The sequence below is a fragment of the Halonotius sp. GCM10025705 genome, assembly GCF_042662885.1.
Classification (GTDB): domain Archaea; phylum Halobacteriota; class Halobacteria; order Halobacteriales; family Haloferacaceae; genus Halonotius; species Halonotius aquaticus.
The window spans coordinates 641,785-668,207 of record NZ_JBHSZD010000001.1 but is presented as its reverse complement, the minus strand read 5'-3'; the positions used below and the strand labels follow the sequence as shown (position 1 = coordinate 668,207).

Annotated in this window: 26 protein-coding genes, 1 tRNA gene and 3 pseudogenes; 14 read left to right on the top strand and 16 right to left on the bottom strand. The window is 61.0% G+C overall.

Annotated features, from left to right (window positions below; genetic code table 11):
- Positions 1 to 13: 13 nt before the first annotated feature.
- The 4 genes from ACFQJB_RS03755 to rdgB all read left to right on the top strand — a co-directional run bounded on the left by ACFQJB_RS03755 (position 14) and on the right by rdgB (position 3,023).
- Complete coding sequence (locus ACFQJB_RS03755; RefSeq protein ID WP_120100367.1) at positions 14 to 319, top strand: 30S ribosomal protein S24e; 306 nt, start codon at positions 14 to 16, stop codon at positions 317 to 319.
- A gap of 6 nt (positions 320 to 325) precedes the next feature.
- Positions 326 to 2,038, top strand: a complete 1,713-nt coding sequence (locus ACFQJB_RS03750; protein ID WP_379724123.1) for a bifunctional N(6)-L-threonylcarbamoyladenine synthase/serine/threonine protein kinase — start codon at positions 326 to 328, stop codon at positions 2,036 to 2,038.
- Positions 2,039 to 2,114: 76 nt separating this feature from the next.
- Complete coding sequence (locus ACFQJB_RS03745; RefSeq protein ID WP_120082628.1) at positions 2,115 to 2,408, top strand: DUF5808 domain-containing protein; 294 nt, start codon at positions 2,115 to 2,117, stop codon at positions 2,406 to 2,408.
- A gap of 48 nt (positions 2,409 to 2,456) precedes the next feature.
- Positions 2,457 to 3,023 carry an RdgB/HAM1 family non-canonical purine NTP pyrophosphatase gene (gene rdgB / locus ACFQJB_RS03740; protein WP_379724119.1) on the top strand — a complete coding sequence of 189 codons (567 nt, stop codon included), beginning with the start codon at positions 2,457 to 2,459 and terminating at the stop codon, positions 3,021 to 3,023.
- On the opposite strand, the gene ACFQJB_RS03735 is transcribed toward rdgB, so the two are convergent.
- The 5 genes and pseudogenes from ACFQJB_RS03735 to ACFQJB_RS03715 all read right to left on the bottom strand — a co-directional run.
- On the bottom strand, positions 3,011 to 3,625 hold the full coding sequence (locus ACFQJB_RS03735; protein ID WP_379724116.1) for a DUF7384 family protein: 615 nt from the start codon (positions 3,623 to 3,625) through the stop codon (positions 3,011 to 3,013). The genes rdgB and ACFQJB_RS03735 overlap by 13 nt on opposite strands.
- Before the next feature lie 42 nt (positions 3,626 to 3,667).
- Positions 3,668 to 4,324 carry a potassium channel family protein gene (locus ACFQJB_RS03730; protein WP_379724114.1) on the bottom strand — a complete coding sequence of 219 codons (657 nt, stop codon included), beginning with the start codon at positions 4,322 to 4,324 and terminating at the stop codon, positions 3,668 to 3,670.
- Positions 4,325 to 4,383: 59 nt separating this feature from the next.
- Positions 4,384 to 4,833 carry a DUF5807 family protein gene (locus tag ACFQJB_RS03725; protein WP_379724111.1) on the bottom strand — a complete coding sequence of 150 codons (450 nt, stop codon included), beginning with the start codon at positions 4,831 to 4,833 and terminating at the stop codon, positions 4,384 to 4,386.
- Positions 4,834 to 4,895: 62 nt separating this feature from the next.
- Positions 4,896 to 5,483 carry a DUF7112 family protein gene (locus tag ACFQJB_RS03720; protein WP_379724108.1) on the bottom strand — a complete coding sequence of 196 codons (588 nt, stop codon included), beginning with the start codon at positions 5,481 to 5,483 and terminating at the stop codon, positions 4,896 to 4,898.
- Positions 5,484 to 5,523: 40 nt separating this feature from the next.
- Positions 5,524 to 5,928, bottom strand: a pseudogene (locus tag ACFQJB_RS03715) (30S ribosomal protein S6e); the annotation flags it as partial.
- A gap of 101 nt (positions 5,929 to 6,029) precedes the next feature.
- On the opposite strand from ACFQJB_RS03715, the gene ACFQJB_RS03710 reads away from it, so the two are divergent.
- Together ACFQJB_RS03710 and ACFQJB_RS03705 are read left to right on the top strand one after the other, a co-directional pair.
- Positions 6,030 to 6,863, top strand: coding sequence for a hypothetical protein (locus tag ACFQJB_RS03710; RefSeq protein WP_379724105.1), 834 nt, complete (start codon positions 6,030 to 6,032; stop codon positions 6,861 to 6,863).
- A gap of 145 nt (positions 6,864 to 7,008) precedes the next feature.
- Positions 7,009 to 7,536 carry a hypothetical protein gene (locus tag ACFQJB_RS03705; protein WP_379724102.1) on the top strand — a complete coding sequence of 176 codons (528 nt, stop codon included), beginning with the start codon at positions 7,009 to 7,011 and terminating at the stop codon, positions 7,534 to 7,536.
- A gap of 52 nt (positions 7,537 to 7,588) precedes the next feature.
- Here ACFQJB_RS03705 and ACFQJB_RS03700 read toward each other — a convergent pair whose 3' ends face one another.
- A complete protein-coding gene (locus ACFQJB_RS03700; RefSeq protein WP_379724100.1) occupies positions 7,589 to 8,929 on the bottom strand; it encodes an RNA-guided endonuclease InsQ/TnpB family protein in 1,341 nt (446 codons plus the stop codon).
- A 446-nt stretch (positions 8,930 to 9,375) separates the two neighbouring features.
- On the opposite strand from ACFQJB_RS03700, the gene ACFQJB_RS03695 reads away from it, so the two are divergent.
- Positions 9,376 to 9,822 (top strand): TRAM domain-containing protein, encoded by a 447-nt coding sequence (locus ACFQJB_RS03695; protein ID WP_379724097.1) that lies wholly within the window; start codon positions 9,376 to 9,378, stop codon positions 9,820 to 9,822.
- Positions 9,823 to 9,939: 117 nt separating this feature from the next.
- Here the strand turns inward: ACFQJB_RS03695 and ACFQJB_RS03690 are convergent.
- Together ACFQJB_RS03690 and ACFQJB_RS03685 are read right to left on the bottom strand one after the other, a co-directional pair.
- Positions 9,940 to 10,011, bottom strand: a tRNA-Thr gene (locus tag ACFQJB_RS03690).
- 74 nt (positions 10,012 to 10,085) lie between these two features.
- Complete coding sequence (locus ACFQJB_RS03685) at positions 10,086 to 10,748, bottom strand: DUF7114 family protein (protein ID WP_120100392.1); 663 nt, start codon at positions 10,746 to 10,748, stop codon at positions 10,086 to 10,088.
- 258 nt (positions 10,749 to 11,006) lie between these two features.
- Here ACFQJB_RS03685 and ACFQJB_RS03680 point away from each other — a divergent pair, with 258 nt between their 5' ends.
- Both ACFQJB_RS03680 and ACFQJB_RS03675 read left to right on the top strand, forming a co-directional pair.
- A complete protein-coding gene (locus ACFQJB_RS03680) occupies positions 11,007 to 12,275 on the top strand; it encodes a hypothetical protein (protein WP_379724093.1) in 1,269 nt (422 codons plus the stop codon).
- Positions 12,276 to 12,334: 59 nt separating this feature from the next.
- Complete coding sequence (locus ACFQJB_RS03675) at positions 12,335 to 13,198, top strand: DUF7504 family protein (RefSeq protein ID WP_379724090.1); 864 nt, start codon at positions 12,335 to 12,337, stop codon at positions 13,196 to 13,198.
- A 442-nt stretch (positions 13,199 to 13,640) separates the two neighbouring features.
- Here ACFQJB_RS03675 and ACFQJB_RS03670 read toward each other — a convergent pair whose 3' ends face one another.
- Positions 13,641 to 14,462: a hypothetical protein gene (locus tag ACFQJB_RS03670; RefSeq protein ID WP_379724087.1), complete on the bottom strand. Its 822-nt coding sequence runs from the start codon at positions 14,460 to 14,462 to the stop codon at positions 13,641 to 13,643.
- Between the two features lie 324 nt (positions 14,463 to 14,786).
- Between ACFQJB_RS03670 and ACFQJB_RS03665 the strand changes: the two genes are divergently transcribed.
- A complete protein-coding gene (locus ACFQJB_RS03665; protein WP_379724084.1) occupies positions 14,787 to 15,899 on the top strand; it encodes a signal peptidase I in 1,113 nt (370 codons plus the stop codon).
- A gap of 43 nt (positions 15,900 to 15,942) precedes the next feature.
- Here the strand turns inward: ACFQJB_RS03665 and ACFQJB_RS03660 are convergent, their stop codons facing one another.
- The 3 genes from ACFQJB_RS03660 to ACFQJB_RS03650 all read right to left on the bottom strand — a co-directional run bounded on the left by ACFQJB_RS03660 (position 15,943) and on the right by ACFQJB_RS03650 (position 19,863).
- Positions 15,943 to 16,773: a hypothetical protein gene (locus tag ACFQJB_RS03660; RefSeq protein WP_379724081.1), complete on the bottom strand. Its 831-nt coding sequence runs from the start codon at positions 16,771 to 16,773 to the stop codon at positions 15,943 to 15,945.
- A gap of 330 nt (positions 16,774 to 17,103) precedes the next feature.
- Positions 17,104 to 18,483: a serine--tRNA ligase gene (gene serS / locus ACFQJB_RS03655; RefSeq protein ID WP_379724078.1), complete on the bottom strand. Its 1,380-nt coding sequence runs from the start codon at positions 18,481 to 18,483 to the stop codon at positions 17,104 to 17,106.
- 39 nt (positions 18,484 to 18,522) lie between these two features.
- A complete protein-coding gene (locus ACFQJB_RS03650; protein WP_379724075.1) occupies positions 18,523 to 19,863 on the bottom strand; it encodes a ribonuclease catalytic domain-containing protein in 1,341 nt (446 codons plus the stop codon).
- A 91-nt stretch (positions 19,864 to 19,954) separates the two neighbouring features.
- Between ACFQJB_RS03650 and ACFQJB_RS03645 the strand changes: the two genes are divergently transcribed.
- Positions 19,955 to 20,227, top strand: a complete 273-nt coding sequence (locus ACFQJB_RS03645; RefSeq protein WP_120100418.1) for a MarR family transcriptional regulator — start codon at positions 19,955 to 19,957, stop codon at positions 20,225 to 20,227.
- A 1-nt stretch (position 20,228) separates the two neighbouring features.
- Here the strand turns inward: ACFQJB_RS03645 and ACFQJB_RS03640 are convergent, their stop codons facing one another.
- Together ACFQJB_RS03640 and ACFQJB_RS03635 are read right to left on the bottom strand one after the other, a co-directional pair.
- Positions 20,229 to 20,531: a DUF7536 family protein gene (locus tag ACFQJB_RS03640; RefSeq protein ID WP_379724072.1), complete on the bottom strand. Its 303-nt coding sequence runs from the start codon at positions 20,529 to 20,531 to the stop codon at positions 20,229 to 20,231.
- Between the two features lie 77 nt (positions 20,532 to 20,608).
- Positions 20,609 to 21,955: an MFS transporter gene (locus ACFQJB_RS03635; protein ID WP_379724069.1), complete on the bottom strand. Its 1,347-nt coding sequence runs from the start codon at positions 21,953 to 21,955 to the stop codon at positions 20,609 to 20,611.
- A 113-nt stretch (positions 21,956 to 22,068) separates the two neighbouring features.
- Here ACFQJB_RS03635 and ACFQJB_RS03630 point away from each other — a divergent pair.
- Positions 22,069 to 23,027, top strand: a pseudogene (locus ACFQJB_RS03630) (succinylglutamate desuccinylase/aspartoacylase family protein).
- 180 nt (positions 23,028 to 23,207) lie between these two features.
- On the top strand, positions 23,208 to 23,612 hold the full coding sequence (locus tag ACFQJB_RS03625; RefSeq protein WP_120100429.1) for a response regulator: 405 nt from the start codon (positions 23,208 to 23,210) through the stop codon (positions 23,610 to 23,612).
- Between the two features lie 16 nt (positions 23,613 to 23,628).
- Here the strand turns inward: ACFQJB_RS03625 and ACFQJB_RS03620 are convergent.
- Positions 23,629 to 24,944, bottom strand: a pseudogene (locus ACFQJB_RS03620) (TiaS agmantine-binding domain-containing protein).
- A gap of 161 nt (positions 24,945 to 25,105) precedes the next feature.
- Between ACFQJB_RS03620 and ACFQJB_RS03615 the strand changes: the two are divergent.
- Positions 25,106 to 26,074, top strand: a complete 969-nt coding sequence (locus ACFQJB_RS03615; protein ID WP_379724066.1) for a transcriptional regulator — start codon at positions 25,106 to 25,108, stop codon at positions 26,072 to 26,074.
- Here ACFQJB_RS03615 and ACFQJB_RS03610 read toward each other — a convergent pair.
- Positions 26,071 to 26,316, bottom strand: coding sequence for a glutaredoxin family protein (locus tag ACFQJB_RS03610; RefSeq protein ID WP_379724063.1), 246 nt, complete (start codon positions 26,314 to 26,316; stop codon positions 26,071 to 26,073). The two genes, ACFQJB_RS03615 and ACFQJB_RS03610, sit on opposite strands and share 4 nt — an antisense overlap.
- Positions 26,317 to 26,423: the final 107 nt, after the last annotated feature.

The following is a 26,423-nucleotide window of genomic DNA, read 5'->3' as shown; positions in this document are numbered from 1 at the left end:
TCACCAACTAACCATGGACGTAACTATCGTCTCCGAGGAGGAGAACCCCATGTTGCATCGCACGGATATCCGGTTCGAGACGGTTCACGACGAGGCCACGCCATCACGGCTCTCGGTGCGTGACAGTCTCGCGGCCAAACTCGACAAGGACGCCGAAGAGGTCGTCGTCCACGAACTCGATACCACCTTCGGCATGCGAAAAACGGTCGGCTACGCGAAGGTCTACGACAGCCCCGACCACGCCGCCGAGGTCGAACAGGAACACATGTTGGAGCGCAACAAGATCGCCGACGACGCCCCCGACGCCGAGGAAGCCTAAGGCGACATGCGTGTGCTCGGCATCGAGGGCACCGCATGGGCCGCCAGCGCGGCCTGCTACGACGACTCCGACGACACCGTTTTCATCGAGTCGGATCCCTACCAACCCGATAGCGGCGGCATTCACCCGCGTGAGGCCGCCGAACATATGGGTGAAGCGATCCCAAAAGTCATCGACCGCGCGCTTGCGCACGCCGCTGAGACTGTCGACGACGCTGCCGACACAGCCGCCAGCGACGCTGACAGTCCAAACCGCTACGGCATCGACTGCGTTGCGTTCTCGCAGGGCCCGGGACTCGGCCCGTGTCTCCGCACGGTTGGCACCGCCGCCCGCGCGGCCGCGCAGGCCCTCAACGTGCCGCTGGTCGGCGTCAACCACATGGTCGCCCATCTCGAAATCGGCCGCCATCAGTCGGGGTTCGACTCGCCGGTCTGTCTGAACGCCTCGGGCGCAAACGCCCACCTGCTGGGCTACCACAACGGTCGCTACCGGGTGCTCGGCGAGACGATGGACACCGGCGTCGGCAACGCCCTCGATAAGTTTACCCGACACATCGGCTGGGAGCACCCCGGCGGCCCGAAAGTCGAGGCGGCAGCCACGGACGGCGAGCTCATCGATCTCCCCTACGTCGTCAAGGGGATGGACTTCTCGTTTTCCGGCATCATGAGCGCGGCGAAAGACGCCGCCGACGACGGCGAGGCGATCGAGGATATCTGCTTTTCGCTGCAAGAACACATCTTCGGGATGTTGACCGAAGTCGCCGAGCGCGCGCTGTCGCTGACGGGCACCGACGAACTCGTCCTCGGCGGCGGGGTGGGCCAAAACGCCCGCCTGCAGTCGATGCTGGAAACGATGTGTGAAGAACGCGGTGCGAGGTTCTACGTTCCAGACAACCGGTTTCTCCGTGACAACGCGGGGATGATCGCCGTCTTGGGGGCCAAACAGTTCGCCGCCGGGCAGACAGTCGCCATCGAGGACTCAACGGTCGATCCGAACTTTCGGCCCGACGAGGTCGCTGTCGCGTGGCGGCAGGGTGAGCAGTCAGTCGCGCGTGGCCGTGGCGTCGAGGCGGCGTCGTCAGCAGACGAGGCGACAGCGACGCAGTCCGTCGGTGATCGGCATGGTCGCCAGCGCGGGGCGGAAGCAGTCGTCGACATGGTTGCGCCGACCGACTGCGAGTACGAACTGCCCGCTCAGTGTGTTCGGAAACGCCGACTCTCGAAGACCTATCGCCATCCCGCCCTCGATACGACACTCACCGGCGAACGCACGACGGCTGAGGCGCGACTGACCAGCGAGGCCCGCGCCGCTGGTGTCCCGACACCCCTTGTCTGGGATGTCGACCGCGAAACCGCGACACTCCACCTCCAGCACGTCGGCGAGGCTGATCTTGCCGAGCGACTGACCACCGACGCGGTCACGACGGTAGGGAACCATCTCGCAGCGATCCACAATGCAGGGCTGGTGCATGGCGATCCAACCACCCGAAACGTCCGCGTCGGCGACCGTGTCTGGCTGGTCGATTTCGGCCTCGGCTTCCATTCGGGCCACATCGAGGATTACGCGATGGATCTGCATGTGCTCCGCCAGAGCCTCGCGGCGACCGCTGACGACCCAAACCCACTACTCGATGCGGTGAGTGATGGTTACACTGCTGCCGGCAACCCAGAAGTCATCGATCGGCTGGCAACGGTCGAAGATCGCGGCCGGTATCAGTAACCGGCACCGCGGCGAGCCCTAACCTATCAGTGCAGAAAGGCGAATTTTCATTACACTGAGGCAACTACCACCTCCCATGGGAAAGAAATCCGAGTCCGGAACGCTGTTTGGCATCCCGTATAACTTCGAACGCCCCTCCATCGGCCGGCTGCTGTCGGCCCACTGGAAACCCGACGAGGGGATGCTCGTCGAGAAACCGTTCGGCATCGGCTACACGCTGAACCTCGCCAGCTGGCGGTCGTGGGTCGCCCTGGGTGTCACCGGCGCGCTGCTCTATCAGGAGCGCAGCGGCGGCAGCGATGACGGCGAGGACATCGATCTCGACGACGACGGCGACGACGAGCCGGTCGAAGTCATCGTCGAAGACTAACACCCCGTAAATCGACGCCTCTTTTCGCGCCGCGACGAACCACCAGCCATGCTGCAGTATGTGACGACCAACCCCGGCAAGCTCCGGGAGGCCGAAAGCTATCTCGGCGACGGGACGATCGACACCTACGACTACGACTACCCGGAGATCCAAGCCCCGACGCTGGAGCCGATCGCGGCCGCAGGGGCCCGCGATGCCTACCGCGAGGTCGGCGAGCCGGTCGTCGTCGACGACGCTGGGCTCTTCATTGACGCCTTTGATGGCTTTCCGGGGCCGTACTCCTCGTTTGTCGAAACCACCATCGGCGTCGACCGCGTCTGGGAGTTAGCCGAGCCACTGAGCGATCGCAGCGCTGCGTTCCGCTGTGTGTTAGCCTACTGTGATGGCGAGGCGGTCGACGACCCCGTCGACGATGGCAGCCTTCCAGTACAGTGTTTCACCGGCGTCGTCGACGGTGAGATCGTCGCCCCGCGCGGTGACGGCGGCTTCGGGTACGATCCGATCTTCGAACACGACGGAGCGACGTTTGCGGAGCGCACCGCCGTGGAGAAAAACGAGCTGTCACATCGTGGCCGCGCGCTTGCGGCCTTCGCCGAGTGGTATCAGCAGCGGTAGCTACGCCGATCGTGGCTCCCGGTTCGGGTCGGGGAGGAATCGTCGGCGACCGTGCCGTACAGTCGGTCTGGGTCAAACAGTTGTGCGAACGCCGCGGGCTCGCGCACGCTAACCGGGAACCGCCCGCTGAGTGTCGCCCCAGCCTGCGCGCCGGTGAGTCCCTCATCAAACGACAACAGGTGCATCGCGCCACCGCGGTAGGCCGAGGCGAGTGCCGGGTGGTCGCCGGGGTGGTGGACAACAGGCTCCCGCCACGAATCAATGGCTGCCCGCCAGTCGCGCGCCAGATCGCTGTCGGCGATCGTTTCGATGACGGCTTCGGCGTCGGCGAGTAGGTCGTCGCTGGCGACGAGCGTCGTCCAGGAGTGTTGCCACAGGGGTTCAAGCGCGGCTCTGGCGTCGCCGTCGCCACACAGGTCGGCTACAAGCACGTCGGCATCGGCGACAACGCGGACGGGCTGTGACTCCCGTGGCTCGGTGATCGCCGCAGCGTCGGCCTCAGAGGCCGCCTCAGTTGTGCGATCACGGTGTGACGAGAGCGCAGTTTCGATGGCTTCGCGGTCGACCGTCGGCGCGCGAGCAAACAGCTCGGGCCAGTGCATACGCGGCGTTGCAGGCCCGTTTACAAGAGCGTTCCCAGTCGGCTACTCGCCAAGGAGGATCGCGGTAACCTCGTCGACAGCGTCCTGCTCGACGACGAGTGCCAGTCGATCACCGGCCTCAACGGTTGTCGTCGGCAGCGGGATCGTCATCGGATCGCGTTTGTGGCCGTGGGCGTAGAGCCGCGCGGTCTCCGGCAGATCGATCTCCGAAACCCGCTGGCCGACGATCGGGGCGTCGTCATCGACAGTGACCGTCGTCAACTGGAGGGCCTCGGTCAGATCGCCGATCGCGTTGAGACTACCGCCGAGGAGCGCGGTTTTCGCGCCGGCCGCGCCGAGTCGCTGTGGGTAGATGACATCATCGGCGGCCGCGGCGTACTCCTCATATTTGTCGCTGCTCACATCCTCGCTGATCCGCAGGACGGTGCGACAGCCGTACTCCTGGCCGAGCAGACAGATCTCGTGGTTGACCGCCACATCGCCGGTGATCCCGCCGATGGCGTCGGCGTCGTCGATGCCGGCTTCCTGTAACACCGATTCGTCGGCCCCGTCGCCGTGGATCACGGTCAGCCCCGTCTCACGGGCGCGGTCGACCTTCTCGCGATCGTTGTCAACAACGACGACATCGTAGCCTTCCTCGTCTAACACCCGGGCCGTGCGGGCTCCAACCCGGCCGTAGCCAACGACAATGATTCGCATACGGCTTCGTATGAGAGTCGGCGTCAAAAAGGTATGTTCCCGGCGGCGACAGTGGCCGCTCAGGCCGGTGGATCGGCCACCCACTTCTGGCTGAAGTCGGTGCCACAACTACAGTGGGCGTAGGCGTGGATCACATCGCCCTCAGCGTAGAGCCCGCCAACCTCTTGGTTTTCGGCCTCGGCAAACGCGAAGCCGAACTCGATGTGGTGATCGTCGATGGCCGCCTCGGCGTCGGTGTCGCCTGCGTCGGGACAGACGCCACCGGCGAGGCGGTCATCGATCTCGCCGGTACGATCCATCGCCTGCTTGGCAAACGCCATCGGATCAAGCCCGGTGCTGTCAGCGAAGGCCTCTCGGCCCGTCTCGCCGGCCACGACAACGACGACGCCACCATCGACAGCGATACCGGCCGTTGACAGTGGGTGGTCACCATCGAAGACAGTATCAGCGACGTAAATCGCTACGTCATCCAGTCGGTCGCCGGCGAGAAACGCGGTGAGATCGTCCATACTCGGTGTGGTGACGCCACGCATTTAGGAATATCCACTCGGTCGGGATCCCAGCCAGCGGCTCAGTTGTCGCCATCGAGCGATTCGGCGATCGACTGCAAGGAGTCCCGGGGTTCATGTTTGACCGTGTAGACGGCGCGATCACCCGGCGCGCGCAGCCCGTATCGCTCGCCGTCGACGATCACATCACAGATAACGCTGTCGCCGATCTCGCGGTCGAGCCCGCGGAGCCACTCGCCGAGTCGGTTGGTGCCCTCGCCGGTCGACCGGGCCTGTTTGCGGGTGGCATAGGCGCCATACAACAGTCGCCCGCTGTCGTCGCCCGCAACGGTCGCAAAATAGTCCGCGCCGTCGATCACGATCGTGAGTCGGTCGTCGACGGCGACCGCCTCGGCGACGGCTGCCGGGAGTTCGAGACAGGGGTGCGGCTGCCGCCACGGCGGACGATCGTCGCCCGATATGAATCGACCGCGTCGCTGTCGCTCGGAAGCCGCGTCGACATGGACGGTCTCCTTACGCGTCCGCTTTCTCGTCGTCGCTGTCAGCGTCGGCCGCCTCGTCAGCATCCGCCGCATCGGCGTCTGCGTCAGCATCTTCCGCAGCGTCTTCGGTATCTGCATCCTCAGCATCGTCGGCGTCCGCCACTTCATCCTCATCCTCGTCCGCGTCCTCAGCATCGGCGTCTTCCGCTTCTTCGTCTTCGTCTGGTTCCGGCTCTTCGAGGCCGAGAGCGACACGAACGTTGTCGTCGCTGTCGACGATCGTCGCGTTGACCTGTGCGGTCTCCTCGGAGACCTGGCGGCCGCGAACAGTGATGCGTTTGCGCTCGCCGTCACGGGTGGGGTTGAAGCCGACGCCGCCCTCAAGCAGGCGTTCGCGGATCTGTGCGCCCGGAACATCCTCCCGCATCGGACGGCCTGTCTCGTCGGAGCCACCGGTCAGTTTGAGCGTGTACTCATCAAGGCCGACCGCACCGCCGTCGACCTCCTCGCCGAGCTCTCGCCCGAGGAATCGGTTGGCGTCCTGTCCGTCGACCTCATGTTGATACGTCTGTCCGTCGGTCGGGTCAGCGACGGCGACTTGGAATTCTGCCATACCACTGTCTGTTCGGTCGCCGATAAAAAGCACGTCGAAACCGCCCTCACAGCCACCGGCGGTTAGTAATCGTTATACACCGGACGTACGTTGCCCGAAACATGCAACGACGCGCTGTGGCCGTGTACGTCGCGTTGTTCGTCCTCATCGGCGTTGCGTCGTACACGCTGATGGTAACCGCCGAACAACCACAAGTAGCGGTCGAGAATCCGAATTTCCAGCTCTCATCGGGTGATGGATTCACCGTCGACGGACAGTCCTACACCGCAGCGACGGTCGAAGAGGTCACCGAGGAGGGCGGCCACGGGAGTACAAGCACCCACAGAGAGGCGACGCTCGAATGGACGGTGGCGAATGTCGAAAACACCGACGACTGGGCAGTCGGCGACACGATCACCGTCGACGAACGCGAGTGGAATGTCGTCAGTACCTCAGCCTCGTCGGTGACCGTCGAGGAGGCCATCGACCGCACGGCGATCCTCGAAGCCGATCCGGCTGCTGACAACACAACCTACTCCGGTGACAACGGCGAGTTCGTCCTCGTCGACGACGAGCGCGTCCCTGTCTCGGAGTACTTCGATCCCGCAACGGTGACATTCACCGAGGGTGAAACGGTGCCGTACGATGGCCAGCAGGCCACGATCGATACGGTCACCAACGAGAGTATCACCGTGTCGTGGACGGCTGATGAGTCCAACAGTCAGACGCTGAAAACCGGCGATACGATCACGCTTGCCGACAACACCACTTACACCGCCTACTTCACCGGGGCGAACACCGTTGAGCTGACCGACAACGCCGAGGCCTACCAGGCATCCGTTAGCGAGCAGGAGACGTTCTCTCAGCGCGTCACCGGGCTGCGGTGGGTCACGTTCACCGCCGGCTTCATCGCGATGCTGTTGATCGCTTTCGCGTTCCTCCCCTCGCGGTACTGAACGCACACCGTTCCAAGCGGATCTTTTCACCTCGGTCGCTGTCGACGGCAGGTGTCGGTGATGGTGACCGCCATGCGGCGTCGCGGAAGCGTCGTGACGATGTGTATGCAGGAAGTATTTATTCCGGCTTCGGTAACGGGAGCACATGGAACCGGGCGAGTACGTTGTTGACACCGAGGACGACGAACCTGATCTCGCGGTCGTTGTCTTGCAGCGAGACGCACCGATCAGCGAAGTCACCGTGTCGGATCCCGACTCGGATCGAACGGTCGCCGCTGACAATCCCGACTACGAGGCCTCCGAGCCCGCCGTCAGCGTTGCTTTTGTCGAATCCGGGCTCAACCGACGGTGGCCTGACTGGACAGACGCCCCACCCAGCGAACTCTATGGCGGGGCAACCGAGCACAACGTGAAGCTCTACACCTTTCCCGAGGGTAGACTTCGGACGCTGACCGGCCAACAAGCGGCGATTATGCTCGCCGAGGAGACGGTTGATCTCACCGCCCTCCAAGCACGGCTTGAAGACGCCGGCTGGACGGTCGACCCCGCCGACCATCTGATCACCGTCGAGAAACGCGACGAGCAGTATCGGATCTACAAAACGGGCGACGTTGACGGAACGGGCAAACTCCGAACGCCGCTGACAAATCTCGTCGAGGAGTACAGCGAATGACATCCTCCGCGCCGTGAACGGCGCGGTTTCCACCATGGGAGTCTCAGCCGGTCTAAGATTCCCCGGCGGCAAGATTCCCGTCGCTGTTGACGGTACTCGGGTCTGTGCGCTGTTGTTTGGGACGATGAGAGTGTGATATCTCCAGCCACTCATGGCTGTCCCACTCCAACCGCACGGGCCGTGCCATCGGCCTGACTGCCTGCACGGTCTGCCGCGCTAAGAACGTCTCACTAGCGGTGAGGTCGGCGTGGCCCTCAAACCCGCACTGACACATCAACGTATCTTGATGTCGGTGTGTTCGATCTGTTGAGCCACACTGCGGGCACTCTCGACTCGTCCACGCCTCTGATCGAACCGCAATCGAAATATCGTATTCCTCGGCTGTCGTCGCCAACCGTTCGGTGAACTGTTTGAACGCCCAGAAGTTGTGTGTCTTGGCGTTCGTCTCGACCGACCAGTGGGTGTCGAGTACGTCGGTCAAGCCGCCGATATACACGGTAGCAACGCCCTCGTCGTACAGTCGTTCGATCAGGTCACGACACAGCGCGGCTTGGGCGTGGTCGCGGCGGCGAGTACGTTGGCGATACAACCGCCGGATACGCTGGCTGCTGTATCGGCCTTCCGATAGCTTGGACTGTAAGCGAGCGATTTCTCGCGTCGTGTCGCGGAATCGGTCGAACAACTCACGCCCTTCGTACAGATATTGCTCACCGGTCGTTGTAGTGCAAGCGACGAGATTGTTCGCGCCAATGTCCAGAGCGGCTTCTTCCGAAGCCAGTGGAGTTGCCTGTGCATCGTCAGAAACAGTCACAGGCTGCGAAGCTCTGAATACATCGTCTGTCTCGTCGTACCACAGTTCTAACCGGCTTTGATCGTCATACTCAGGCCAGTTTGGGTCACCAACGATTTCGAGTCTGAAGCGACTTTTCGGGCTGCTGTGTTTGTCTCGCAGTTCCTCGCCAACAACGAACTCAAGCCGGGATCGGTCGCCCCACTCGACGGTGTATGCGTCCTTGCGGATGACACCTTTGAAAACACGCCCATCGTCTTCGTTGCCACGGAATCCCGGCGGTTCCGGGTGTTCGGTGACTTGCTGGTTATCAGGATCGTGGAACTCGTCTTTGAGGCGGAAGAACGACCGCCACGCTTCACTGTTTGTCGCAATCACTTGCTGGGCGGTTGAGGCACCGAGAACGCATTTGTATTGGCCTTCGAGTTGACCGGTATCAGCGTCCCATACGTCACCCTCGAAGCCGTCTTCGTCGTTGTACCGCATCAAACGCTGGTAGTTGATTTCGTTCCAAAGCGCAGCAGAAGCGTCCAACAACTCCCGTAGCACTTGCTCATCGTCGTCGGTGAGCGGTCGCACGGCGAAGGTGTTGGTGCGCTTCATCCAAAGTATAATATGTCCCAATGTCTAATAAGACTATTGATGCGACCGAATATCGACATTGATTGGGCGACCCACGGACGAATCAAAGACCATGCAGAAGCGAACGATCTTGACCTTTCAACAGCCTACACAGAGGTTCTGGAGGTTGGACTCGACACGTTGGAGACTCAGGACTAGCAGCGGTTCGGTGGATGGTTTAGTCAAGCGCACGCGATTCACGCCCGTCCCCAGAAATCGGAGATTTCTGGTGTGCAAACAAATCGCGGAGCGATTTGTCAACGCCCTGTTCGGCGTCCGGTTCCGACTGGTCGGAACGCTCCCGCCTCACGGTAAGGACGGGACTCTCTCGCTATATTAGGTAGCCCCGTTGCCGCTGTCTCCAGCGACATCGCCGCCTGTGGCGTCGATAGGTTCAAGAGACTGGCCGCGTCTTTTTCAGCAACTCAATGGAGATCCCCGAGCAACTCGCTTGTTTGTACACCGCAGAGCTCACCGAAACCGAGGACAGCTACACGCTCACCGTGCCAGCAACGGAGGTCGAAAAAGGGGCTGTCACACCGGGAGAGACGCTCCGTGTCGCCATACTGGCCGACAGCGAGGGCAGCGATAGCAACGACAGTCCCGACGACAGCACCGAGGCAACACCGTCGACAGCACGGTCTGAGACACCGACGGCGTCGCAGCCCGAGCCGCCGGTGAGCGAGGATGAGACGCGCGTCGTCGAGATCGAAGATGTAGGCGACCAAGGCGACGGGATCACCCGCGTCGAACGCGGCTTTGTGGTGATCGTCCCCGAGACCGAGGAGGGCGAGACCGTCGAAATCCGGATCGAAACGGTTCGACCGAACGTTGCCTTCGGAACCGTCATCGATCGACTTGACCACGCCGAGTAGCCGCCGCCTGCTGTCGTATCGTGAGATGACTCAATCACCACTGTTCAGTCGTGGCTACTGAACGCTGCTCGGTGGTGATGACCACCCGCTACGTAGATAGGAAGTCAGTATAAGGAAAGCCTGGGCCGGAATTTGAATCCGGGGTCTCGTCCTTACCAAGGACGCGCTTTACCGCTAAGCTACCCAGGCACGCACTCAGTCGTAGTTCGGGTTTGTCTTTAGGCGTTTCGATTCGGCGGTGCCGCCCCGCGGTTTGTGGCCGGTCAGCGATCACCAACAGATGACGCGACTGGGTCGTCGCTGCCGGCGGCCAGCTCGGTCAGTCGTTGCCGAACCGGCTCAGTGACGACGCTCGCCGCCGGCGGCAAGGTCTCGTAGTTGCGGGCGGCGTTGGCCGCAAACTCAAGTAGCGCCTCGGTGGGATCAGTACCAACGGCGGTGACGCCGGCCCGAACTGCCAACACGAAGATATCAGCCTCAAGATTGCGATCGAGCGTGGGGGCGTCAGCGTCGGGCTCCCGGCGGCGGGTCTGATCCCGACCGAAGGCCCGGATGGTTTCGACAGCAGCATCCGAGACCTCGGTTCGAGCCAATAGATAAAATCCCCGCGAGACGAGGATATCGGCCGCCAGAATCTCTAAGTCGGCGTCGATTTCGCTCTCCTCGGCGGTTGTCCATGGCTCCTCGTGGGCCAACGATCGCGTCAGTCGGAGCCCTTCGTAGATAAGTTGGACGCCAACACTTCGGTCGATAACGGCCTCCGGGGCAAGCGAGGGCTTTCGGCCAAGCGCGCTCTCATACACTAAGACACCGGGTGCCATCGACGCCCGCTCAAGGCGATCGAGCAGGACGGCTCGCAGCCGTGGTGGCTCAATATCTTCAACTGTGTCGCGGGCCGCAGTCCGCGCCCGCACGGCAGCATCCATTACAATACTGTAGGCAAGCGACAGGCAAAGACCTTTGGAACCACCCACTGACCGACGGCACGCGGCCGAAACACAGCGGGGCGACAACAGGTCGCTGGTGCTGCCAACACGGGATATCGCCATCAACGATGACGAATGTCCGACAGACAGCTGACAGAAACGGCGCGGCTTTGGCGTATCAGGGTTTCACGCGTTCGAAATACAGTATGTTTTTAACATAGTATCACGATAATTGATTTCACAACAAACGTATCGCTCATGTCACGTGATCAACTCTCGGACGACGGAACGCCCGCGGTCGACACGGATGCACTCGGCGCGTGGGTCGCCGAAACCGCGGCGAAGAAAGGCGTCTCCGAGCGGGAGCTCCTCGATGAGATCCTCTCGTCGTACTGGGTGCTCGAAGAGCTCTCAGATGTCGTCCTCAACGGCGATCCGACCGCCGAGGGCAGCGAACACACATCGAGCCGTCAAGAGGCTCCACCGGATCCCACCCCTCGGACGGCGTCGCCCGACCGACGGGAACAGCCCACCGACCGGCAGGAGCGATCTACCGACCACCAAGAACGACCAACTGACGGCGGCGAGCAGCCGTCGACCAAGCGAAACTCGACGGCCGAGCCGGAGCCGTCAGCCGAGTCAAATCGACCGGCGGCGTCGACGGCAGACGAGGACTTAGAGCTCTCAGGGATCGAACAAGAGCTTGGAAAGCTTCGGACGGTCATCAACGAACTGGCGAGCGAACAGTCGCTGCCGACACCGGAGTCGGCGACGCCGAACGCTGAGCGTGCTGACCCCGAGGCGTCATCGTCAACTGACAGGGACGATGAAGCCGGCGAGTTTGAGGAATTTACGCCAGCAGACACGGAATCGTGGGCGGAGAGTCGCGGCGTTGTCGCCGAGTTAGACGATGAGCTCATCGAGATCAGAAGCCGGCTCTCCGAGCTCGAAGCCGAGCTCACCGACCGGCTCGCCGAGGAGGCCGACGAACGGGCGGAACTCGAAGCGTGGATCGAAACTGAGTTCGATAATATCGAGGACGTACTCCAACACCTGCTGTCGACGACCGACAACCTCGAATATCGGCTTGGGTCGGCGATCGAATCACAACGCGAGCAGCTTGAACCGCTGCAGGCCGCTCATGCCGAACAGGAGCAGTTGCAGACGCTGAAAAACGAGGCGATCGAAAAGGGCGTCGACGCCGCCGACTGTGACGATTGTGGCGAGACGGTTGATCTCGGTCTGCTGCCGGAGCCGTACTGTCCGAACTGCGATCAGCAGTTCACCGGTGTCACCGCAAGCAGTTGGTGGCCCTTTGATACGGCGACGCTGCGAACCGCGACCGCACGGCGATCACAGACAGAGAACGCATGGGGAAGCGCCCCACCCGAGGAATCACACGCGGCTGACCGACGATCGAACCAGAACGACCAACCACCAGCAGCCCCACACAACGATCAACAGGAGCGGTCGGAACTCGACGGCCAACAGCGAACCGATGGTGGGTTCAATTGGGTTGATGACTGACGATCCCCGAAATCGTCGCCGACCAACTCACGACGGAAAGATGGACTTCGGTGTCATCGATGAATAACAACAGCCCACGCCAGGAACACGAGGTGAACGCCACCGCCGGACAGGTCGTCTCGGCGGCGACAATGGCCACCACCGGCGGAGCTACAGCGGCACCCGCGCAATCGGCTAATCGGCTGTGGGATGATTTCAGTGATGACAACGACACCGACGCAGAGGCAGCGTCGACTGCTGACGAGGCCGTCGCCACGGAGTCGACATCGACACCCCAGCAGTCTCCAGAGCCAGATCAAGCGTTCGACGGCGTCTTAGAGACGCTGTCTTCGTTTGGGCAATCAACCTCGCCGACGCAGGTGCTCGTACTGAGCCCGACGAATCACGGCGTCACCAATGATATCTTCACGCAGATCTGTGCGACCGAGGGAACGGCCACCCAGAACGTCGTCTTCGTGACCGCGACGCGGTCAACCAGCGACCGGCTCCCGATGACCCGAAAGTTCCAGGCGTGGGTTGAAGGACACACAACGCTGATCGAGGTTGGCCAGCCGCGGTCAGATCCGGAATCGACGCGCGGTACCAATACGCTGGGACGAAAAGTTGACTCACATAAGGAAGTGCCGAATCCACAGAATCTGGCGAAACTCGGCGTCGTCATCAGCCACGAGTTCAGCCGGATCGACAATCAGTATCCGACCGTGCTGGGATTCCATACGCTATCGTCGATGGTACAGCATCTCGGCACTGAAACGGTGGTGCCGTTCCTGTATACGCTCTGTTCGAAGCTCGATGAGTCAGGCGTGATGGGCTACTGTCATCTTGATCCGGGCCGACACAGCGACGATGATGTCGAGACGATCAAATCGGTGTTTGATGTGTCGGTTCGGATTCAACCGGATGGTAGTGTGGATATTGAGTGAGTTCGTAGAATTCGTTGCAACGGAACTGCTCTGGTAGTCCTACAATCTGCGTGTAGCACGTTTTATCAGTATGATTTTACACATCAGAAATAGCCACATTCAGGGGGAACATCTCGTTGACTCAAAGCACCCAAGACGAGGTCTGAGAGCGTCTCCGATACCCTCTTCAGATTGGTTGGAGATCGATAACGAGGAACTCGCTGAAATTCGCAACGAGCGGACGCAGATATCGTCCGACAAACCGTGAACGAACGACACGAGCGTCGAAACGAGGCTATCGAGAAACCTGCAGCGATAGGGGACTTCTGATATGGTGTTAGACACAGCGTTTCTGATCGGGGTAAACGCGGCTCGGGCCAAGATACCTTCCATTGATTCGTTACGAACCTGATAGACAGTGCCGCCGCTGGCAGCCGTAAAAAACTGAGAAGGACGAGGGTGGTTACTGGACTTCGCCGAAGGTGACGCTCGTCAGGAGGTCAACGTTTGCGAACCCGTCATTCTGGAAGTCGTAATCCGACCCGCCCGAGGCCGCACTTGCGAGGGCCTCTTCGAGCGCGCTGTTGTAATTCAGCGTGAGGTCAACGGTGGCAGTTTCCCCTGAATTGATCGTGACCGTATTGTTGGCATTGTCACCGGTTCCAAGAGCACCCTCCGAAGGATCGGGGGAGACCTTGCCGCCGGAAGTATTGGTGTCAGTGCCTTCGTTGACGCTGAACGTGATCAGCTGGTTCACGTCGGACTCGTCCAGATTATTGCTCGTATCTGTAACGTCGTCTCCGTACGAGTAGCGCGCCGAAATTGTCTTGTTCTGTCCGCCGTTGTTGGCGATTTCGAGCGGTGGGATACCGTTTGTGTCACTGTAGGGACTCGCGTTCGAACCTACCGTACTGTTCTGATTGTCTTCGACGGTGGCGTCGTTGGGTGTCCCCAGTGCCATACTCAGGCCGTCGTTCTCTTGGTCGTTGACCGTCAGTTGCGGGGTACTGACATTCTCGATACCGGAGCCGATGGTGTCGTTTATCGTCCCCTCTGAGTTAACGTAACTCACCGTGTCGTTGACGTAATTTTCGGTGCTGTTGTCGATTTGACTGCCGACCGTAGGAAGATCACTGTTCCGCCGGATCGTGAGGTTGTTTGTAGCGATAACGTTGAAGTTCGCGCCAGCGTCAGCACTGCCACTGATCGATGCGCCTGTCACTGAAGCGGCTCCACTGAGTGTGGCTGCCGTCCCCAGCCCGAGGATAAAGTTTCGTCGATTCATTGTACCGAACGGTAGTTACCAACTTATGCTATCCATATAATTATTTCGGAATAGAATGTCGCGGGTGGATACACCACATAGGCAATATTTCCGATAGCAGGAGAAACAGCACGGTTTTTGAACCCATCAAACAGGGACTAAATAAATATTCAGATGTAGGTTTGCATTATAGGTTATAGTTGCACAGCGGTACGCGGCAGCTGCAACAACAAATAGAACTGATATTCATACACAAGAATAGCTGACGAGTCGGAAAGTACATCTACGACGGCCAGTTACATACTGGCCGGTCGCTATACAATTATCCGGGCGACTGGTACAACTATGCGCCTCAGATCAGCCGCCGGAACGGCGGTAACCGTGCTGTTAGTCGTCGCCGTTGTCCTGATACTGGTGACGCAGGTGTTCGGCTTTCCCTCACCGATCAGCTTCGTTGCGACCGACAGTATGGAGCCGCAGCTGGAGCCGGGGGACGGCTTCATCGGGATACCGAAGCCGCTAGCAGGCGAAATCAAGCCAGGAGACGTGATCACCTTCGAGGCACAGGAGGTCGGCGGGGGTGGGCTGACTACACACCGAGTGGTCGAAGAAACCGACGAGGGATATATTACGAAAGGTGATGCCAACCCGTTCAGGGATACAGCGGCTGGAGAGCCTCCGGTACAGGAAAGTCAGATACAGCTCGTCGTGGTTCAAATGAACGGCGAGATCGTCGCAATCCCCTACATTGGGCAGCTGCAAAGTATGGTACAGGGCACTATTGCGACGGTAATCAATGGCCTCGGTATCAGTGCGATTTCCTCGAGCAACCCTGGTGTCATCATCGGCGTCGTCGGTTTTATCCTCGTGGTGGTGTCAGGATTCTACGAAGCTTTCACCCCTGAGAATGACCGAACGCTCAGCCGCTCGATACGGCGACGGGGGACGATTGATAGTCGAGTTTTGCTCATTGGGCTGCTGCTTGTGCTGTCACTCCCGTTGTTGTCGGTCTCTGCCATCCCGAGCAGCACCGACGAGCTAACGATTATCAGTTCTACTTCGCCTGATCCCGACGATCCATCGATAATCAAAGCCGGAAATTACACCGAAGCGAACGTCACCATCGAAAACGGCCAGCCGATACCGATGGTAATTATCGTCGAGCCGGCGAGCGAGGGGGTGAAAGTGTACGATCAGGTACTCCCAGCTGCCAGCGGCGAGACGGTAAAATCGAAGTTCCGGGTATACGCACCGGAGGAAACCGGGCCGTTCGTCCGGAGTCGATCCACCAGTTACTACATCCACTCGCTTCCGACCTCCGTGATCGCCTTCCTCCATCGAATCCATCCGGTCATCGCGCTCGCGGCGACAATAGGAGTGATATTGGCACCGGTGGCAATCGGATTCCTGCTCGTCGTCGGTACCCGACAGATCCCACTCCGGGATGTCGGTCGCTAGCAGTCAGCGATCCGCGATGTGAGAGGCTACTGTTCGTACGTGATCAGTAGGTGTTGTTTTCGACCGTGATCGCATCGAGCAAATCAACCGTCGTGATCGAGTCTCCGAAGCTCGCGGTCGTATCGATGGCGTCCCTGATGTTCTCCTTCGGGTTCAGTGTGGCCGACCCCAGCACAGTGTTTACCGTCAGCTCCGTCAGATCGACCTTCAGATCGATCCGGAACGAATCGCCGGGCTCTACGATCTTCGATTCGGTCGGCGTATCGTCGTTGGTCGTCGGATCCGGCGATAGCCGCAGGTCGGTGCCGTTGGCCGGGTCGCGCGATTGGAACCGATACACATGCTGTACGTCGTGCTGGGAAAGCTCGTTCGAGAAATCACCTCCGACGACCACGTCCTCGCCGTACTGCCCGTTCGGATCGTAGGCCTGGTTGTCCCGGTCGTATCTGATGGCGACGTTCTTGTCGTCACCACCGTTGTTCTCGACGCGGAGAATATCCTCGAAAAGAAACGTGTCAGTACTATTTTCGATTGAGAGTGCAACCTTTATCTCTAGCTCGTCGTTTACCGTGGTATCTCGCGGGGAGACTGTTGCCACGGGAGCGTCATCGCGAGAGATATCGTCGAGTGGGTCGCTCCCGCTCTGAAAAAACGAATCGTTCGAGGGGTAGGGGACGTACTGCTCCTCATAGGAACTTCTGACCGTTCCGTCGTCGTTGAATGCGGCCCCCGCCTTGACCTCGAGGTTTTCGTCAACGATGGCGTTGATGTTCGATGATGCATCCGCTGTCCCGGCGATAGCCGCAGTCGTCGCAACCGCGCCGCTCCCGGAGGCAAGCGCACCGATACCGGCAAGCAGTGTTCGACGTTTCATTGTGGATCACAACCGCCTGCAAACACGAGGTTCGAGACAGACACGAGATCTCGTTCCAGTCAAACGGCGGTTGTCGAGGAGTGTCGGCGAGATGTGGTGCTACTAATATGTGATTTTTTGTATCAGGTTTATGCGTTGCTATATTCACGTATTGAGCGACAGACGAGGCGGTATTGACAAAATTGATCGATGAAATAGATGATAGCACAAACTAACGACTGTCACTGATCGAGCCACATCCTATTACTGGAATCAAGCTGTGCTGTCAGCGGCAAATCTTAGCATAACAGGTGAAGTGACCATGGTGGTAAGTGTACACTGCCATCCGCGTCAGTCGTCTGTCCCGTCACCAACCGCGCTCTCACCCACTGCCTCGTGACCCTCAATCCGTTCCTGTCCACCCATGTACGGCCGCAACGCTTCCGGCACCGTCACGGTGGCATCCTCGTTCTGATAATACTCTAAGATCGCAACCATCACCCGCGGCACCGCCAGCCCCGAGCCGTTGAGCGTGTGGAGATACTCCGCGGATTCGTGCTGCTCGGGACGGTACTGAATCCCCGCCCGCCGGGCCTGAAACGCCCGGAAGTTCGACACTGAGGAGACTTCCAGCCACCGACCACCCTCCTCAGGGCCGTCCTCCATGTCGTCACCAGGGGCCCAAACCTCGATGTCGTATTTTTTCGCCTGCGTGAACCCGAGATCACCGGTACACATCTCCAAGATCCGGTACGGCAGTCCGAGTTCCTGGAGCACCGATTCGGCCTCGCTAACAAGCGCTTCAAACCGCTCGTCGCTGTCCTCGGGACGGACGAAGTTCACTAACTCGACCTTGTTGAACTGGTGGACACGGACGATCCCACGGGTTTCGGTGCCGTGTTCGCCGGCCTCCTGCCGGAAGTTCGGTGAGTAGGCCTGATATTTGAGGGGGAGGTCGTCATCCAACAGAATCTCATCGCGATGGAGGTTAGTGACGGGCACCTCAGCGGTCGGCAGCAGCCAGAGATCATCATCGTCGTAGGGCTCGCTGTTGTCGCCCTCGATCCGGTAGGCATCCTCGGTGAACTTGGGGAACTGGCCGGTTCCGCGCATCGACGCGCTGTTGACCGGCAGCGGCGGGAAGATGTCGGTGTACCCCTGCTCGCGGTGGAGCTCCAGCATAAATTGGATCAGGGCGTGTTCAAGGCGCGCGCCGTCACCCTTCGCGAAGTAGAAGCCGCCACCGGAGACCTTCGCACCGCGGTCGAAATCCAGAATCTCAAGCTCCTCGCCGAGGTCATAGTGCGGTTCGATCTCGTCGGGAAGCTCTCGGTGGTCGTCGAAGCCTTCGCGGCGACGCTCGACGTTTTCGCTTTCATCATCGCCGACCGGCACGGAATCGTCGGGCAACTGTGGCAGCGTCAGCAGTGCGGCTTCGAGTTCGGCCTCCAGCTCGTCGGCGCGGGCTTCGATCGCCTGCAGCTCGTCTTTGAGCTCCGAGGAGCGTTCGATGGCCTCCTCGGCCTCGTCATCCTTCCCCTCGGCTTTGAGCTGGCCGATCGTGCTTGAGACCTCGTTGCGCTCATGTCGGAGGTCATCGCCCTCACTTTTGAGTGATCGCCACTCCTCGTCGATCTCCAAAATCCGATCCAGGTCGACGTCGACACCCTTCTGTTCGAGGGCAGCACGAACGGCCGCGGGGTTCTCGCGGACAAACTGTCTACGCAGCATTGCCGGAACGTTTTGCCGTCGGTGTGAAAACGGTATCTATTACTGCTGAGTTTCGGGCACCTGATTGACGGTCTCGCGTTCTTCCTCGTCCATCTCCGCAAAGTCGGCGTCGTCGACGACTTCGAGCCCACGGTCGTTGATCGCATGGCCTTCGAGATGCAGTTCCTCCATATACTGCTTGTAGAGGCGTTCGACCGTTTCTCCATCTTTCTCCTTGTCGGAGGCGCGATCACAGAGCTCGATCAGATCCTCGGGTACGTCGTTTTCGGCGACGATCCAGTGATTGATGAGATCCGACAGCCGCCGGATCGGACTGGTAAAGTGACCATAGATATCGAAGTTCAGCGCGTGATGGCCGCCAAAGGGGTCGTTCATGTATTTCGCACGCGGCATCACCTTGAGGACGGCGCGCTGAATTTTGTTGAGCTGTCGGCCCGGTGATTCCTCCAGTGCGGCGTTGACGGCTTTTCGGGGCTCGTCCCATGAGCCACCCGGGATCGACACCCCGTCGAGATCCTGAATCTCCTTGAGCGCCTCGTTCCACTGGTCGGGTGTTGGCTGCGGATGGACACGGTACATCGCCTCAACGCCGCGATCCCACATCAGCTCGTGGGTGACGGCCTTGTTCGCTTTCAGCATGCACTCCTCGACGATGGTGTGAGCGCGATCCCGTGAGGGGTTGAGCACGAGCGAGCCGTCCTCCTTGCGTTGCTCGTGGAGTTGGTCGGCCAACTCGTAGACGAGATTGCACTCCTCATGGAGTGGTGCGCCCGCTTCCTCGATTCGGTTTTCGGCCTCAGTATAGGTCAGTCGCTCATCGCTGTGGATGACGGATTTGTAGATGTCGACCTCCTCGAAGGAGAGGGTCTCGCGGTCGATGGTCATCTCGACGGTGTGTGCCAGCCGGTCTTCCTCGGGAACAAGCGAGCAGACGGTCTCGGCCAACACCGGCGGCAACATATGAACGGTGTAAGCGGGAAGATAGACGGTGTTGCAGCGTTCGACCGCCTCGGCCCACATCTCGGAGCCGGGGTGGACGTAGTGGCTCACGTCGGCGATATGCACCCACAGCGTGTAGGTCTCCTCGTCGGCGTCGATGCTGATCGCGTCGTCGAAGTCCTGGGCATCGGCGGGGTCGGTCGTCCACGCCGTGAGATCGCGGAGGTCGCGTCGCTCCTCAAGTTCATCCTCAATCTCGTCGTAGACGTCCTCAGTTCGCTTTCGGGCTTCGACGAGCACGTCGCTGGGGAACTCGTCGTTGATCTCGAACTCCTCGAAGAGGTCGGCCCGTTTTTCGGCGAGGCGGTCGGCGACGGTCTCGGTGATCCGAACCGGGCCTTGGCCCTCGGCGGTGCCGGCGTCGGCCTGCGCATCTGACATGGCCGATCCAACGGGTGGCCGGTAGAAAGGCGTGTCGGGCGGCCATGATACTGGTGAAGTTTTATACTCCTGTCGCTCGGAACCAATATCGATGGCTGGAACAGACGACGAAACACTTGACGACCTCCCACCGAGCGCGAAGCTGGTTTTCAAAGTCCTCGAGTACAACGGCACCCTCACCCAGAAGGGGATCGTCGAGGAATCGATGCTCTCGGCACGTACCGTCCGGTATGCCCTCGAACGCCTCGAACGGATCGGCCTCGTCGAGGAGGATGTCTACTTTGCCGACGCCAGACAGAATATCTACGAGCTCACCCCACAGGCCGCCGAGGCTATCGAAAACAGCGAAGCGATCGCCGACTAACTCACACGTTCTTCGAGAGCCGCACCGCCCGGATCGCCGTCAACACGACGACAACGCCGAGTGCCGTCGCCGACGCAAATACGATCGCCAACAGCAGAAACCAGGCTTCGGGGCCGACGATCGGATACGTTCGTTCAAACCCAACGGGGCCAAGCAGCTCAAAGATACGGACAGCGTATGCAAGCGCGGCAACGCCGATCCCGACGCCGACACCGACCAGCGTGTTTCGTTTCACCGCCAACGCCTCAAGCAGGGCCGCTGTCGGCGGGCCATCTGTCTCCGCGTCAGCGTCGGACTCACTCATATCGACCGCTACGAACGCGATGATAAAAGCGGCACCGACTGCCGGTCACACAGTCAATCGCAACTGCCGACCCCCAATCACTGATAAGCGGTAAACTCCTCGCCAGCGGCGAGAAAGTAGCCGGTGCCAACGAGGCCGATCACGGTCGCAACAGCGAACGCCATGGTCGGCTCACCGGCGATGAGTTGGCCCTCGCCGAGCGGGTTCGGCAACCCGCCGTAAAGCGCGCCACCGAGGGCTCCACTCGGGATGACGATCAGATTCCGAAGCAGGTAGTACGCACCGGTCACTCGCCCGCCAGCGTCGGCCTCGGCAGGGCCAACGATCAATGCCTTGTGCGCCGGGAGGCCAGCAAACCGGAGCCCGGAGAACGCAAAGAGAACCGTGAGCACAACGGGATCAGGTGGCGCGCTGATCAACAGCACCGGAAAGATCGCATACACCGCAAACCCGCTCGCAACGACGGGTTTGAGCCCGACCCGCTCGGCGAGGGCGGCGGCCGGCGCCATCACCACCAACGCGACGACCATCTCGACGCCGAGCAGCAGGCCGAAAAACGTCGCCGGCGCGAGATCGACGCCGCCGACCCCCGGCAGTGAGAGCGACAGCCCGACATTAAGAAACTCGGTGACGACGATGATGAAAAAGACGTAGACCATGCCGTTGGCGAACCGAACCAAGGTGTCGCCGATGAGCAGCGGTCGGAGCGTCGACGGCAACGAGTGGAGATCCGAGCGAAGCTGCGACAGCCCCTCGACGGAATCGCCGAAGCTGTCGTCGCTGGCATCGTACAGGATGTGTTGGACAGCGGTAGCGACGACACCGACGACAACGGCGACAGCGAGGACATAGCGGAAACTCACGGTGAAATCGGGGTGCAACGCGAGCAGGCCGGCAGCAAGCACCGGCCCCAACAGAAACGCACTCCGGCGAAAAGTCTCGGTGCTGGCAAAGCCGCGAGCCAGTCGCTCGGGTGGAACGCTCTGTTTGACAATCGCAAACGTCGCTCCGAGGCCAAATGACTTCCAAGCCTGTGCGAGGATGAGGCCGACAAATACCCAGAGCCACGGCTGAATCGTGAACCCGCCGATCGCAAGCGTTCCGAACGACGGCGCGACCGCCCACAACAGAAAGCCGAGCGTCGACGCCGCACCGAAGAGGGTCAGGGCGTATCGGGAGCCGATCCGATCTGAGACCGCCCCACCGGGGTACGGATACAGGGCGCTGAGAAGATTTCCAACCGTCCCAAAGAGCCCGATGACAAAGCCGCTGGCACCGAGGACACGGAGGTACTCCGGGAGAAACCGGGTTGTCATCTGGAAGCCAAGGCTAAAGGCAAACATGGCAACCGAGAGGACGAACACGTCACCGGAGAGGGTGACAAACTGGCGGTAGCCATCGAGAGGACTGGCCTCCTCGTCCATTAGGAACCCCATCAGCCCAGTACGGCAAAATGATAGCGTGAGAGTCGATACCACGATCAGTGTGCTCACGTGGGATCGAACCGCTAAAGAACGGGGCGTCCCTCCGTTCGCCAATGACGATTACGCTCGGAACCGCCGCGGCCGATCCCGGAGCGATCGACACCGGCCGGCTGGCGGTCGGTGAGACCCGCGACGGCAGTCCGGCGCGGCTCCCGGTTGCGGTCATCAACGGGGCCGACGACGGCAAGCGGCTCTATCTGCAGGCGGTCAGCGACGGCAACGAGCTCAACGGGCTTGGTGTCATTCGAGAGGTGGTGCCACAGCTTGATCCGGCCGAGCTTGCTGGCGAGATCATGATCGTCGGCATCGTCAACTACCATGGCTTTCAGGTTGCCGAACACCGCAACCCGATCGACGATCGCAAGCTCAACCGGACGTTCCCCGGCGATAGCGAGGGTACCGCCAGCGAGCGTATCGCCGACGCCGTCTTCGAGGTCGCCAAAACAGCGGATCTGATCTTGGATCTCCACCAGGGCTCGACCAGTCGCATGATCAACGAGGTGCGGGTGCGGTGTGGTCGGCGACACACGATGCACAGCGAGTGTCTCCGCTTGGCGAAGGTGTTCAACTGCGGCTACGTCCTCGATCAGAAGGGCCCAGAGGGGCAACTCGCCCGCGTCGCCCCGGATGAGGGGATTCCGACTGTCGACCCTGAACTCGGCGGCTCGGTCGGCTTCGACCCCGAGAGCGTGCAAGCCGGCGTGGAGGAGTCTACAATGTCCTCCGGCATTACGAGTTTCTTGACGGCGGGCCCTCGATGGAGCGACAGACCAGAGCCAAGCGGTTCGATCAGTACGGCGCGTCGGTCGGCGGGCTGGTCGAGTACCGTGCCGATCTCGGCGAGCGTATCGACGCCGGCGACACGCTGTTTGCGGTCACCGACACCTTCGGTCAGGTCAAAGCCGAAGCCACGGCCGACAACAGCGGCATTCTCTGGCGGTCACGACGACTCCCACAAGTCGCCAGCGGCGAGTACGTCTGTTCGGTCGGTACCAACGTCGACAGCTACTGATCCCGTCGTCGTGGTGTCGATCAGCTGTGACCGTCGACTCAGTCAGCGAAAAACAACCCACAGAGACGCAAAAATAAGTAGTCGGGACACATAGGATCGCCAACGGAGTCTCCGGGCGATGATACATCACCAACACACAGGGCACGACAGCGGGCCGGGAACCCCCGAGGAGCCACAGGGATGACCGCACCCAAGGTACTGCTAGTCGAGGACAGCGAGTTCATGTCGATGCGGGTTGTCGACGCGCTGGAATCGAACCACGGCATGAATCTGACGGCGGTCGAAACAGCCAGCGAGGCACGAACCTGCCTCAAAACCAATAGCTTCGATGTGATCGTTGTCAACTACGAGCTCCCGGATGAGACCGGCATCGAGTTTGCTGGCTCGCTCAACAAATCGGGCACCGAGCCGTCCGTCCCGATCATCCTCCTAACAGGCAAGGAACTCGAACCGATCGCCAGCGACGCCGTCGACAACGGTGTCACCGAGTTTGTCTACAAGGGCGACCACGCCGCCGCCGATATGGATGTATTGGCCAACCGTATCGAGACGGTCATCGCCGCCTACGGCACCACGGCCGCGTAGTCGAGTCCCGCTCCACCTATCGTTCTGGATGTGTCGGCGCATCGAACCCGCCGCGAACGAGCGGTTTAGCGATGTGGCGACGCGCAGACGGCGGCACCTCATACCAGCCCTGCTCCAGTGCTCGATCGATCTGTCGGGTGACCTTCCCAGGGGCCGACGTGCCGCAGTCCCGGCACCGATACCCCTGCCCGCGGCCGGCTGACTTCATCCGTCGACCACAGCCATCACAGGTCGGCGTCACCCGCTCGGTACGGTGGAGTGCCCGAACTGCGAACTTTTCGAGTTTGATCGTGCCGTCGCTGTACTCGCCACAGACCGTGAGCCGGTCGCCGGTTCGAAGCGAACGCACCCGGTCGCGGAACCGTTTCGTCGGCTCAAAGGCGACACAGTCAGCGGTCGCGTCAGTGCTCGTGTCGTCAGCGTCGTCACCAGTTTCCGAGCCGAGTGTGAAGAACACGTGGCCGCCTTCTCGTGTTTCCGGTGGCTCGGTAACGACGCCGTCGACACGGGAGGCCACGCCGTCTTGCAGGGAGGCAAGTGTACCTGCCTGGAGATGCAGGTCGGTTCCCTGGTTCGTCACAAAACAGCGAGTTCGTTCGACTGCTTCGCTGTCGATCGCGCCGGCAACACGGGCGACAGCATCGGGGTCGTCACCACGGATCCCATAGAGGATCGGGCCGGGGGCGTTTGGCACGCAGACTGCCTGGCCCGCCTCACGATCGACGGTATCCCAGACGGTCGGATAGCCGCGGTCGGCGGCCGCAAAGACGGAGTCGAGATCGACCTCTCGGGGGAGCCACAACGATCAAACTCGCGGTAGGTGATGTGTTCGTACGTCCACTCATCGACGGCCGCCCATGCGCCGACAGCCGCTAGCGCGCCGATCCGGCCGCGGCCAGCCACGTCGCAGCCTTCACCTGTCCAGCCGCGATGCTCGTAGCCCGCCGCGTCGGCGATATCGACCGCGGTGGCGAGGCTGAGTTGATCGCCCATGGCGCGCGCGGCGAAATCGGCGACGGCCTCGGGCACGCTCTCGGGGTCGTCATCGGCGACAACGAGCCCGGGGCTCGTTCGGGCGTCGGCGTCGACAGCGAGGGACGCGATGTGATCGACAGCAAGCTCGGTCGCTTCGGTGACCGAGAGATCGGTGTGGATCGCCAACGCGGCGTTGCCCCGCGTTTTGTGCTCGACGGCCGGGTTCAGTCGAACGAGCAGCGTGCGGGTGACCTGCCCGCCAGCGTCGACGATGGCCTCGGCTACTCGGGCGGCGAGGTAGGTCGTACACATCCCCCGCGTTCGGGAGTCGGTGTCGTCGAGCCCGATGATGGTCATCGCCGGCTGTACCGCCGCGGGGCGAAAATCGGTTTCGGGTCGGCCGAGCCAGTTTATATATAATCGTATCGGTGCTGTGAACACAGAAATCAACTGACGTGACGCCGACGGCTGGCTGTCGGTGCCGCAACGTATATATGTGATAACTTACTGCTTCGGCTATGTCACGGACAGCACTGGTCGGCAATATCACCGCGATGCTGGAGGACGCCGACTTCCTTGTCAGCGACCGGTGTTCCGTCCGACCGAAAAGCTTCGATCTCGCGGCTCGCCGCGGGGACGATCTCGTGCTGTTGAAGGTACTCGGCAATATCGACGCGTTCAATCCCGAAACCGGTGCTGAGCTCCGCCGACTCGGCGAATATCTCTCGGCGACGCCGATGGTGATCGGCCTGCGAACGCGCAACGAGGACCTCAAACCCGGCGTCGTCTACTTCCGCCACGGCGTCCCGGTGTTCAACCCCGATACCGCCTACGACCTGTTCGTCGAAGAAGTTCCGCCGCTGATCTACGCCGCTCCCGGCGGCCTCTACGTCAGCATCGACGGCGACCTCTTGGCCGACGAACGCGAGGAACGCGGCTGGAGTCTCGGCCGGCTGGCGACCGAACTCGGCGTCTCTCGGCGAACCGTCTCAAAGTACGAGGATGGGATGAACGCCTCGATCGAGGTGGCGATCCACTTGGAGGAGCTGTTTGATCAGCCGTTCTCGAATCCGGTCTCCGTGCTTGATGGCGCGGAAGACGTCCACGACGCTGACCCCGTCCCGGATGAGCCCGACGCCGACCCCGACGACGAACACGTGTTGACGGTGCTTGCAGAGGCCGGTTTCGACGTGCATCCGACGACGCGCTCGCCGTTTAAGGCCGTCAGCAAGGCGACCGACCGGCGAGCCAGCGATGTGTTGACCGGCCACTCATCGTTTACCGAAAGCGCGGAAAAACGCGCCGAGCTCATGGGCTCGATCGGTCGTGTCACGAAAACGCGGTCGGTGTACTTCACGGCCGAACAGACGAAACGCGAGTCAGTCGGCGGGACAGCGATCGTCTCCTGTGAGGAACTGGCCGGCATGTCTGATCCGGAATCGATCCGCGAACTGATCCAAGAACGAGCGGCCGAACCTGAAGCTTAGGCGTAGTGTTCGTCGAGATGGGCGACGATATCGTCGCTTTCGGGCATCCCGTCGATATCGTGTTCATCGTCGATCAACACCGGCACACCGGTTTGGCCGCTGACCTCCTTGACCTCGGTGCGCTCGCTGTGTGAGCGCGGCACCTCTCGGGACTCATACGCAAGCCCGAGGTCGTCGAGTTTTGAGATGACTTTCGCACAGTACGGACAGCCCGGTAGTTCATAGAGGATGAGGTCTGACATCGGCCGTCCTACGGTCGGGAGGCAAATGAAGCCACTGGTGTTGTGTGCGAAAGCGTCCCGAACGCGAGATCGCTGCTGGTTCGGCGGCGTCGGATCCACTGCGACGG

What these genes read in the sequence shown, in the direction of transcription:
- ACFQJB_RS03755 (WP_120100367.1), top strand. Translation starts at nt 14, where the DNA reads ATGGACGTAACTATCGTCTCCGAGGAGGAGAACCCCATGTTGCATCGC.
- ACFQJB_RS03750 (WP_379724123.1), top strand. Translation starts at nt 326, where the DNA reads ATGCGTGTGCTCGGCATCGAGGGCACCGCATGGGCCGCCAGCGCGGCC.
- ACFQJB_RS03745 (WP_120082628.1), top strand. Translation starts at nt 2,115, where the DNA reads ATGGGAAAGAAATCCGAGTCCGGAACGCTGTTTGGCATCCCGTATAAC.
- rdgB (WP_379724119.1), top strand. Translation starts at nt 2,457, where the DNA reads ATGCTGCAGTATGTGACGACCAACCCCGGCAAGCTCCGGGAGGCCGAA.
- ACFQJB_RS03735 (WP_379724116.1), bottom strand. Translation starts at nt 3,625, where the DNA reads ATGCACTGGCCCGAGCTGTTTGCTCGCGCGCCGACGGTCGACCGCGAA.
- ACFQJB_RS03730 (WP_379724114.1), bottom strand. Translation starts at nt 4,324, where the DNA reads ATGCGAATCATTGTCGTTGGCTACGGCCGGGTTGGAGCCCGCACGGCC.
- ACFQJB_RS03725 (WP_379724111.1), bottom strand. Translation starts at nt 4,833, where the DNA reads ATGGACGATCTCACCGCGTTTCTCGCCGGCGACCGACTGGATGACGTA.
- ACFQJB_RS03720 (WP_379724108.1), bottom strand. Translation starts at nt 5,483, where the DNA reads ATGAAGTGGCGGACGCCGACGATGCTGAGGATGCAGATACCGAAGACG.
- ACFQJB_RS03710 (WP_379724105.1), top strand. Translation starts at nt 6,030, where the DNA reads ATGCAACGACGCGCTGTGGCCGTGTACGTCGCGTTGTTCGTCCTCATC.
- ACFQJB_RS03705 (WP_379724102.1), top strand. Translation starts at nt 7,009, where the DNA reads ATGGAACCGGGCGAGTACGTTGTTGACACCGAGGACGACGAACCTGAT.
- ACFQJB_RS03700 (WP_379724100.1), bottom strand. Translation starts at nt 8,929, where the DNA reads ATGAAGCGCACCAACACCTTCGCCGTGCGACCGCTCACCGACGACGAT.
- ACFQJB_RS03695 (WP_379724097.1), top strand. Translation starts at nt 9,376, where the DNA reads ATGGAGATCCCCGAGCAACTCGCTTGTTTGTACACCGCAGAGCTCACC.
- ACFQJB_RS03685 (WP_120100392.1), bottom strand. Translation starts at nt 10,748, where the DNA reads ATGGATGCTGCCGTGCGGGCGCGGACTGCGGCCCGCGACACAGTTGAA.
- ACFQJB_RS03680 (WP_379724093.1), top strand. Translation starts at nt 11,007, where the DNA reads ATGTCACGTGATCAACTCTCGGACGACGGAACGCCCGCGGTCGACACG.
- ACFQJB_RS03675 (WP_379724090.1), top strand. Translation starts at nt 12,335, where the DNA reads ATGAATAACAACAGCCCACGCCAGGAACACGAGGTGAACGCCACCGCC.
- ACFQJB_RS03670 (WP_379724087.1), bottom strand. Translation starts at nt 14,462, where the DNA reads ATGAATCGACGAAACTTTATCCTCGGGCTGGGGACGGCAGCCACACTC.
- ACFQJB_RS03665 (WP_379724084.1), top strand. Translation starts at nt 14,787, where the DNA reads ATGCGCCTCAGATCAGCCGCCGGAACGGCGGTAACCGTGCTGTTAGTC.
- ACFQJB_RS03660 (WP_379724081.1), bottom strand. Translation starts at nt 16,773, where the DNA reads ATGAAACGTCGAACACTGCTTGCCGGTATCGGTGCGCTTGCCTCCGGG.
- serS (WP_379724078.1), bottom strand. Translation starts at nt 18,483, where the DNA reads ATGCTGCGTAGACAGTTTGTCCGCGAGAACCCCGCGGCCGTTCGTGCT.
- ACFQJB_RS03650 (WP_379724075.1), bottom strand. Translation starts at nt 19,863, where the DNA reads ATGTCAGATGCGCAGGCCGACGCCGGCACCGCCGAGGGCCAAGGCCCG.
- ACFQJB_RS03645 (WP_120100418.1), top strand. Translation starts at nt 19,955, where the DNA reads ATGGCTGGAACAGACGACGAAACACTTGACGACCTCCCACCGAGCGCG.
- ACFQJB_RS03640 (WP_379724072.1), bottom strand. Translation starts at nt 20,531, where the DNA reads ATGAGTGAGTCCGACGCTGACGCGGAGACAGATGGCCCGCCGACAGCG.
- ACFQJB_RS03635 (WP_379724069.1), bottom strand. Translation starts at nt 21,955, where the DNA reads ATGGACGAGGAGGCCAGTCCTCTCGATGGCTACCGCCAGTTTGTCACC.
- ACFQJB_RS03625 (WP_120100429.1), top strand. Translation starts at nt 23,208, where the DNA reads ATGACCGCACCCAAGGTACTGCTAGTCGAGGACAGCGAGTTCATGTCG.
- ACFQJB_RS03615 (WP_379724066.1), top strand. Translation starts at nt 25,106, where the DNA reads ATGTCACGGACAGCACTGGTCGGCAATATCACCGCGATGCTGGAGGAC.
- ACFQJB_RS03610 (WP_379724063.1), bottom strand. Translation starts at nt 26,316, where the DNA reads ATGTCAGACCTCATCCTCTATGAACTACCGGGCTGTCCGTACTGTGCG.